Source organism: Plesiocystis pacifica SIR-1, assembly GCF_000170895.1.
Classification (GTDB): domain Bacteria; phylum Myxococcota_A; class Polyangia; order Nannocystales; family Nannocystaceae; genus Plesiocystis; species Plesiocystis pacifica.
The window spans coordinates 46,724-53,927 of record NZ_ABCS01000071.1 but is presented as its reverse complement, the minus strand read 5'-3'; the positions used below and the strand labels follow the sequence as shown (position 1 = coordinate 53,927).

Annotated in this window: 5 protein-coding genes; 2 read left to right on the top strand and 3 right to left on the bottom strand. The window is 73.3% G+C overall.

Annotation, left to right across the window (positions count from 1 at the left end):
- Positions 1-232: 232 nt before the first annotated feature.
- Positions 233-1,291 carry a hypothetical protein gene (locus PPSIR1_RS28655; RefSeq protein ID WP_006974700.1) on the top strand — a complete coding sequence of 353 codons (1,059 nt, stop codon included), beginning with the start codon at positions 233-235 and terminating at the stop codon, positions 1,289-1,291.
- On the opposite strand, the gene PPSIR1_RS28650 is transcribed toward PPSIR1_RS28655, so the two are convergent.
- Positions 1,239-2,108: a hypothetical protein gene (locus PPSIR1_RS28650; RefSeq protein ID WP_006974699.1), complete on the bottom strand. Its 870-nt coding sequence runs from the start codon at positions 2,106-2,108 to the stop codon at positions 1,239-1,241. The genes PPSIR1_RS28655 and PPSIR1_RS28650 overlap by 53 nt on opposite strands.
- 75 nt (positions 2,109-2,183) lie before the next feature.
- Here PPSIR1_RS28650 and PPSIR1_RS28645 point away from each other — a divergent pair, with 75 nt between their 5' ends.
- Positions 2,184-3,089, top strand: coding sequence for a LysR family transcriptional regulator (locus PPSIR1_RS28645; protein ID WP_006974698.1), 906 nt, complete (start codon positions 2,184-2,186; stop codon positions 3,087-3,089).
- Here the strand turns inward: PPSIR1_RS28645 and PPSIR1_RS28640 are convergent.
- Both PPSIR1_RS28640 and PPSIR1_RS28635 read right to left on the bottom strand, forming a co-directional pair.
- A complete protein-coding gene (locus PPSIR1_RS28640) occupies positions 3,086-4,717 on the bottom strand; it encodes a DUF4139 domain-containing protein (RefSeq protein ID WP_006974697.1) in 1,632 nt (543 codons plus the stop codon). The two genes, PPSIR1_RS28645 and PPSIR1_RS28640, sit on opposite strands and share 4 nt — an antisense overlap.
- Position 4,718: 1 nt before the next feature.
- Positions 4,719-7,067, bottom strand: coding sequence for a DUF4139 domain-containing protein (locus tag PPSIR1_RS28635; RefSeq protein WP_157596077.1), 2,349 nt, complete (start codon positions 7,065-7,067; stop codon positions 4,719-4,721).
- Positions 7,068-7,204 lie beyond the last annotated feature (137 nt).

Below are 7,204 nucleotides of genomic sequence, written 5' to 3'. Positions count from 1 at the left end.
TCGTCGCTGGAGCTGTCTCCGCTGGCCTCGCTGCCCGGCCCGGACTCACCGACCTCGTCGTCGGATCCGTCTCCGTCGTCGGTGCAGGCCAAGCTCGGCAGGCCCAGGACGAGGGAGAGCGCGAATGTTCTAAGCTCAGCGTTCCGAGATGTTGTCATGGCGGGAGTGTAGCGCGGTCGTCGGGAAGGGTCTGCTGGTGAAAGTGACCCCTCGAGTTCGCGTTGGCGCTCGAATGGTCGCCTTCGACATGCGCACCTGGGCGACGCTCGCGATCGCTCTCGCGCTGTCGTGTTGGGGGGTCGAGGCCCGGGCCGAAGGTCGGGCGCCTGCTGAGTCATTCGAGTCTTCCCAGCCCCTCCGAGTCGGCCTGCTCGTCTTCGAGGGCGACGGGCCTGCGGTCACGGACATGCGCGCGCGCGTCCAGACCGCGCTCGTCACCCGCGGCTTCGAGGTGAAGCGGATCAACCGGAGCCTGAGCGACGCAGCCGAGCGCGTGGCGTGTCCGGGACCCGCGAACGAGCTGGCCTGCGTCGAGCGAATCGCTCGCTACATCAACCTCAATTCTTCGACCACGGGCTACGACTACCTGATCTGGGCGCGCTTTGACGAAGCGGAGCCCGAGCCCGAGGGGCTGGGGCCTGGCGTCTTGGTCGTCTATGACGTGCTCGCGGGCGAGCTCGCCTTCGGCCTCGAGCTCACCGGGTCGGCGGACGACTCCATCCTGCCCGAGGTCCTCGCCCCGGCGGTGGCCGAACGCCTCGACCACCACCGCGACCCGCCGCCGGGGCCGAGCGAGGCCGAGCTCGAGATCCTCGCCACCCTCGACGACCCGCCCCCGCCCGACTGGGACGACTGCGTAGATTGTGGCTACCCGGGGTGGCAGCCGGTCTCGCCCATCGGCTGCGCCTACCCGATGGAGCCCCGCTTCGAGGACTGGTGCCGCGTCGGGCCCCGGGACGACGCGGCCTACGGGGTCCCGGATCGGCGCCCAGTGTGCAAGCGCGGCCCGGTGTTTGGCTACTTTCGTCCGCGCAGCTGGGCCCTCGTCGGGGTGACGGGGGCGAGCTTGGTGGGCACGGGGGTCGCCCTGGGGCTGGCCGCGAACGCGCCGCGAGGCTGGTCCGCGGACCACACCCGCGGCGTGGCGATCACCGGCTACTCGCTGATCGGCGCGAGCGCGGCCCTGGTGGCGGCGCTGACCTGGACGATCCTCGCGGACCGGCGCGAGGCCAAGATGTTCATGCGCGAGCAGAGCGAGCTGCGGGTGTTGAGCCTGCGCTGGGGGCCGTGAGGGTCACGGCCGTGTCCTGCACCGCCTCGAGGTAGCGCGCGAAGGACCGGTCGACGGCCGCCCGGCCCCCGCCGAGGATGTTGCGGCCCCAGGTGTAGCCGTAGACGTCCTCGAAGGCGTAGGGGGCCAGGCGATCGCGCATGGCTCGGACCTCGGCGGCTGGCAGCGGCGTGAGGTTGGGGTAGCTGTACATGAACGAGACGTGTCGGCGGGTCGGCACGACTTGGGGGGTGTCGCCGGCGAACAGGGCTCCGCCGGGGCGCGGGCCCGCGGCCCAGTGCAGCACGGTGCTGCCGGGGAAGTGCCCGCCAGCGCGGATCAGCGTCACCGTGTCCGAGAGCCGGAGCGCGTCGCCGGACCAGGTCTCGATCGCCGGGTGCGGACGCTGGATCCACTCGCGGTCGGCCTCGTGCAGGAGGATCGGGACGCCGCCGAGGGCGTCGCTCCACTCGCCCATGGCCGAGTAAAAGTGCGGGTGCGAGATCAGGATGCGCTCGACGCCGCCGCGAGCGAGGATCGCCTCGACGGCCTCCGGCGTCACGAGGCTGACGCTCTCCCACAGCAGGTTCCCGGCGTCGGTGGGCAGCAAGAGGGCGCGCTGGTCGATGGCGAAGCCGGGGTCGACCCCGAAGGCGAGCAGGCCGTCGTCGTCCTCGATGCGCTGGCGGTGGCGGGCCAGGAGGTCTCCGTGGGTCGTCCAGCGCTGGCCTCCGCGGCCGACGTACTGTCGCTCGTCCGCGCAGATCGGGCAGCGCTCGGGGGTCACGTGGGTCTCGGCGAATTGCGTTCCGCAGGTCTCACAGATGTACTTGGGCATGAACTAGGGGTAGATCCACGCCCTTTGGTGAACAATGTGCTGCCTGGTGGTATGACTCGACACTGAGAGTGTCGAATGGATCGCTTCACCGCGCTCACCGTCTTTCGCCACGCCGTCGAGCTCGGCAGCTTCGCGGCGACGGCTCGCCACCTGCGACTGTCGCCCGCGGCGGTCAGCAAGAACGTGGGCGAGCTCGAGGCCGCGCTGGGGGTGCGGTTGCTGCATCGCACCACGCGACGCATGAGCCTGACCGAGGCCGGCGAGCTCTACTACGAGAGCGTCGCTCGGGTGCTCGACGAGCTCGACGACGCCGAGGGCATGCTCGACGCGATGCAGGGCGAGACCAAGGGCTCGCTCCGCGTCAGCGCGCCCATGAGCTTGACCCTGACCTGCTTCGCCTCGGCGATCCCGGCCTTCTTGCAGCGTCACCCGGAGCTGTCCCTCGACCTGCGCCTCGACGACCGGCGGGTGAACCTGGTCGAGGAGGGCTTCGACGTGGCGATCCGCGGGACCGAGCAGCTCGAGGACTCGAGCCTCGTGGCCCGCAAGGTGATGACGCTCGCGCACGTGGTCTGCGGGGCGCCGGACTACCTCGAGCGCCGCGGGACTCCGACGCACCCCAAGCAGCTGCGGGAGCACGAGTGCGTGGGCTTTTCTCTCGCCGCGCACGCGCGGGAGTGGAGCTTCAGCAAGCGCGGCCGTGAGCTCCGCCAGCCCGTGCGCGGTCGCTACCAGGTCAGCTCGAGCCTCGCGGTCCGCGAGGCGCTGCGCGCCGGCCTGGGCCTGGGCATGATCCCCGAGGTCTACGTGCGCGAGGACCTCGCGGCGGGGCGACTGCGGGCGGTGCTCGGCGAGTGGACGCCGCGCAGCGCCACCGTGTACGCGGTCTACCCCTCGAAGCGCTACCTCGTCCCCAAGGTCCGGGCCTTCGTGGACTTCCTCGTGGCCGAGCTCGCGGGGCTGGAGACGGCTGAGGGTTAGAGCCCCGCGACGTCGTCGTGGACGACCAGGGTCCAGCGCAGCTGGTAGCGGTCGTGGCCAAAGCCCGGCAGGCGCACGGACCAGCTCACGATGCCGTCGGCGTCGGGCTTGGCCCCGCCGGTGATCTCCTGGACCTCGACGCTGACCTTCTCGGTCTCGGACACGGCCACGCGGTCGCGGACTTCGATGATCGCGGGCTCGGGGCCGATGTTGCTGAGCTTGAGGGTGACCCGCCGGGGCTTGCGGGTCCACGAGCTCATCATCCGCCGCTCCTCCTCGAGCAGCTCGACCTCCCGGCGCACGCGCAAGGTGGGCTCGGGGCCCCAGCTCAGCTCGAAGCGGGCCCCGGGGGCGACGAAGTCGATGCTCGTGCGGCCGACGAAGCCGCTGTCGCGGACCAGGTCGACGGGGCCGGCGAGCAGCGGGCGGGCGCCGTCGAGCTCGTGACGCGAGCGCAGGAAGACCGCGGGGGAGCGCTCGGGCACGCAGACCCGGGCGAGCGCGGCGGGAGCGTCGATCTCGAACAGGGGGACGCGGTGGACCCGGCCGTCGCCGCGGATCGTGACTGTCGTGGTCGAGCGCAGCTCCTGGGGCTCGCCGCCATCGTCGACGCCGGGCGGAGCGTCGGAGGGGGGCGAGGCCCCACTGCTGCCGTCGCCGTCGTCGACGAGGCCCGTGGCGTGGATGGTCTGATCGCGGGCCTCGACCTCGACGACCTCGCCCCGGGGCACGGCCCACAGCGGATCGTCCTCGAGCACGGGCGGGGCGACGCCCAGGGAGGGACGCTCGGTGCTGAAGGTCAGCTCGACCTCGGTCCAGTCCTCGCCGGTGGCCTGCCACACGGCGCCGTCGCAGCGCAGCGCGAGGCCGCCGGCCTCGGCTGACTCGGTGTTGAGCTTGGCGGTGTGCCAGGGTCGCCAGGCGACGCCGGGCACGAGATACTCGACGCTGAGCTCGACGGCGCGGGCCGGGTCCTGGGGATCGCCGGGGAGGGCGATCTCGACGTCGAGCTCGGCGCGGGCGAAGCTGTCGAGCGTCGACGCGGCCGCGATCGCCCGGGCGATGCTCCGGGTCCGCTCGGACCGCGTGGCGATGTCGGCGGCCTGCTGCTCCCGGGCGTCTCGGCCCGCGGCGAGGGCCTCGTCGAGCTCGCCGATGAGCTCGGCCCAGCGCGCCGGCTGAGACCGGCCCCAGCCGACGTCCTCGCCGATCTCGGCCACGGCCTGGGCCAAGAGCGCGCGGAGGGTCTCGAGCTCGCCGTCGAGGTCGTTGAGCTGATCGCCCGCCCGGGCCAGGGCCCACTGCTCGTCGCGCAGGCGGGCGCGGAGCTGGGCGAGGCTCTCGTCGCCCAGGTCGGCGTCGGGGCGCTGGGCGTCCTGGGTCAGCCAGCGTCGACGCAGGGCCAGGCTGCGCACGCGGGCGCCCTCGGGCAGCGCGGGGCTGCCCTTTGGGGCGCGCAGGCGGCCGAGCAGGGTCTTGTCGACGAGCACCGGGGCCACGCCCTCGACGCGCAGTTGGTGGGTGCCGGGGGCGAGCTCGAAGGTGGCGCGGCGGGTGACGATCGCGCGGTCTTCGAGGACGGTGACCGCGACGACGGGGAGCTGGGTGAGGGTTGGGCTCGCGCGCATGTCATCGCTCCCGCTGGTTGCCGCCCTCGAGCTCGTGGTCTCGGGGGATGGTGACGGTGAAGGCGGCCTTCAGGGTCTGGACCGCGCCGGGCTCGAGCTCGACGGACCACAGGTGCCCGGACTCGAGGGCGCGCTCGGGGTCGCGGGGCTCGTAGTCGGACCAGGGCGGCTCGACGGTGTCGGTGCGCAGCTCGACCTTGTCGGAGCCCTCGGGCACGTGGGGCAGGCGCTCGCGGACCTCGACGGTGGCCGGGCGCGGGAGGTTGTTGCGCAGCTCGACGCGCAGCTCGTGGCGCAGCTCGAGGCTGCGCTTGAACATGCCCGCGGCCTCCTCCTCGAAGCGGACGTTGCGGGCGACCTCGATGGCCTGCTCGACGCCGATGCCGAGCTCGAAGGCGCCGCCGGCCGGGGTGGCCTCGTCGATCTGCGAGCCGAGGGCGAACTTGCCGTCGACGTAGACGTCGACGGGGCCGGGCAGCAGCGGCCCGTCGAGGGGGTTGTCGAGGCGGACCACGCGGAACACGTCCTGGCTCTCGCGCGGGACACAGATGTAGCGGGGGCGGGCCTCGGTTGGGCGGGCGAGCATGGGCAGGGAGCGGAAGCTGCCGTCGCTGGGCACCTCGACGGTGCCGTCGGCGACGTAGGCGTGGTCGTAGCCGTCGGCGTTGCTGGGCCACCGGTGGCCCGCGGGCGCGGACAGGTGATGGTCGATGCGATCGCCGTCTCGCTTGGCCTCGAGCTCAGCCACCGCCGCCCGCTTGGCGCGACCTTGGTCCCCGCCGTGGCGCTCGCGCGGGGTCATGCGCCGAAGCTGGCCCCGAGCCTGGGCGTCGAGATCGTCCGTGGGCCCGGGCATGCGCAGGGAGCCGTAGTCGAGGCGCGTGGTGTCGAGCAGCGGGAGCTCGGGGGCGGCGTCGGCGAAGCCTCCGCGTCCGCCGTAGCCCTCGCCGCCGCCGCCCGCGAGGGCCTCGAAGCCGCTGGCCATGGCGCCGCCGATCGCCCCGAGCAGGCCGCCGCTCTTGCGCTCCGCCATGGCCTGAGGTGGGGGAAAGGAGCCCCGAGTCATGGGGGCGGCAGCAAAGGCGGGGGCGCTGGGCATGGGGGGGGCGCCGCCGGGAGGCGGGGGCGGGCCGCCGCGGCGTCGCTTCATGTTCGGGGTCACGACGGACTGGCTGCGCACCGCGAGATCCGACTCTTCGTCGAAGCCGCCGCCGCCGAAGCTGGGCATGTCGTCCGCGGCCGCAGCTGCCGTGCCGACCGAGGAGGGCTGCCGAGCGAGCTTGGGCTTCGAGGGCGTGGGCGCAGGGGCGGGCTCGGGTTCGGGCTTGGGCCGCTCGCCCAGGTCGCGGATGCAGTCGGCGTAGAGGGCCCCGGCGCCCTCGGGGGCCGCCCGCCAGCCGCTCTTGCGCGGGGGGGGTTGGCGTCGCCCAATCTTGAGGCTGGGGAGCTCGGGGAGCTCGGCCCAGCTCTGGGGGTCGGCCGTCGACAAGGTCAGCCCGACCCCGCGCCAGTCCTCGCCGGTGCGCTGGACCACGAGGGCGCGGAGCTCGAACTCGGCGCTGCGCATCTCGGCGTCGAGGCGGGCGACGTGGCTGGGCACCCAGCGCGCGCCTGCGACCAGGTAGTCGAGGTCGATCTCGACCGCGCCGACCACCGGCGCGTCACCAGGGGGCAGCTCGAGGTGGAGCTCGACGGCCTTGCGCAGCTCGTAGTCTCGCTGGTCGTCGGCGTTCGAGGCGACGCGCTCGCGCTCGCGGAGCTCGTGGTAGCGCTCGCGGGCCTCGGTCTCGGCCGTGAGCGCGGCGCTGATGCGCCCTTGCAGCGCGGCCAGCTGGGCCTTGCGAAAGCGGAGCAGCTCGAGGCGCGCCTGGAGGGGGGAGTCGGCCGGCGGCTGACCCTCGGCGGGCGCTCCCCGGGCGCCCGGCTCGAGGCTGGCGAGCTCGCGGCGCATGGACCGGGCGTGGTCGAGGCGGGCCCTGGCGCGTTTCCAGGCCAATTCTGCAGCTTCGAGGGCGGCGCGCCCGGTGGGCTCTCGCGCGCTGTCTTGGGCCCCGCCGGCGCCCTCGCTCGCCGCGGCGTGGGGCAAGAGGAGCACGCGTAGATCGCCCACGACGGGGCTGCGCGTCGCGTCTGCAGGCTCGGCGTCGGCGAGGGGGCGGAGGGTCGCCCGGACCGACTGCTCCGCCAGGCTCATCGGCAGTCCGGTCACCCGGATCACGGGCGGGCACGCGGGGCCGGCCTCGACGCGGACGCGTCGGCGGACCGACGCGCCCCGGCGATAGACCGTGACGGACTGGATCGTGCTCTGCAGTTGCGGGATCGCGCTGGCCTCGGTCACTTGCTCGGTCACTTGGCTCGCCACTCCATGAGGTAGGTGGGAGTATGGCACGGTCCTCCATCGAGACCCTGCCCTTTGAGTCAGCATTGGGCGCGCGTGCGTGCCCGTTAGCGATGCGTGGCGTTTGCCGGCGACCGGTCTAAGATGGC